Source organism: Herbaspirillum sp. B65 (assembly GCF_000333555.1).
GTDB classification, from domain to species: Bacteria; Pseudomonadota; Gammaproteobacteria; order Burkholderiales; family Burkholderiaceae_D; genus Herbaspirillum; species Herbaspirillum rubrisubalbicans.
Genome location: NZ_BADI01001226.1, coordinates 1 through 1,041 on the forward strand (window position 1 = coordinate 1; position 1,041 = coordinate 1,041).

The window sequence follows — 1,041 nt, forward strand, 5'->3', positions numbered from 1 at the left end:
CGGAGAGCGGCGTTTGAGCGAGGCCACGCTATTCAGCGGTCAGCCCCAGTTCAGCGGTCATGTCCCGAAATTGGCCCAACAATTCGAGGTAAGGCGGTTCTGCTTTCGCCGAGCGGGTGTTGAGGGCGGCGATGTCGGCATCCAGGGCGGTCCTTCCGTCATGGGCCGCCATGAAGGCCTGGATCTCTGCACGACGTTTGGACAGCGTTTGACGTTGATGCTCCGAGACGCCTTTGATTTGGAAATACTGCCCGTCAGGCATGATTTGAAATCCAAGGCGAGCGAGTTGATACGCCAGGTCCACACGAAATAGCATCCCGGTCACCATCTTGTGATCGAATTGAGCCTTGTTGTCCAAAGCACTCCATTCTTTGGAGCCCGATCTTTTACCGAGATTGAACAGGAAAGCATGAACGTGCAATTGCGGTTGAAGGGCTCGGCTGGCGAAGTGCGGGTAGCAGGCGGCAATGATGGAAGAGACCTTCTTCTTGATTCGTCCACCTGCTCCATGGCGGGTCACGGAGATGGACTCGGTGTAATCGAGGGCCGATTGCACGGCCTTTTGCATGCAGTCGTTGATGGCGGACTGCGTGGCAGGGTGGGCAGCGGCAAAAACCGCCGACACGTCTTTGGGGGCACTGAACGTCATATCGATGCCCATGACATGAGCGGCACCCGCTCCACGAACCAGCGGCTTGCCATCGGAGGGCGAGTAGCCCCACGCTAATTTTTCAACTTGATCCAGTTCTACGGTATCGGAGAGTGCAAAATCATCCGTCCCACGGCCCGCCCAAAATGCTTGAGGTTCAGGCACGGAGTGGTCTGGGCTGAGATAATCAAGGAAGTCCGTGCGTTGCCGTGTTCCTGATGATTGCAGGTAGAAGAGATAGCCACCTTTCGTTGTGGCTGAGTGCTTGACTTGGTTGTAAGCACTGTTGATTTTGGCGATGGAAAGCACCGATCACCTGGGAGCGGATGAGGGGTGCTTTTTACTGGATGCTTGAGCAAGTGGCATGTCTGGATTCCTCCTTGCTATGCAAT

The 1,041-nt window shown here is 55.6% G+C and carries 1 protein-coding gene; it reads right to left on the bottom strand.

From position 1 onward, the window contains the following. Positions 1-28: 28 nt before the first annotated feature. On the bottom strand, positions 29-958 hold the full coding sequence (mobF, locus tag I5W_RS28840) for a MobF family relaxase (RefSeq protein WP_044531831.1): 930 nt from the start codon (positions 956-958) through the stop codon (positions 29-31). Between the last annotated feature and the right edge of the window lie 83 nt (positions 959-1,041).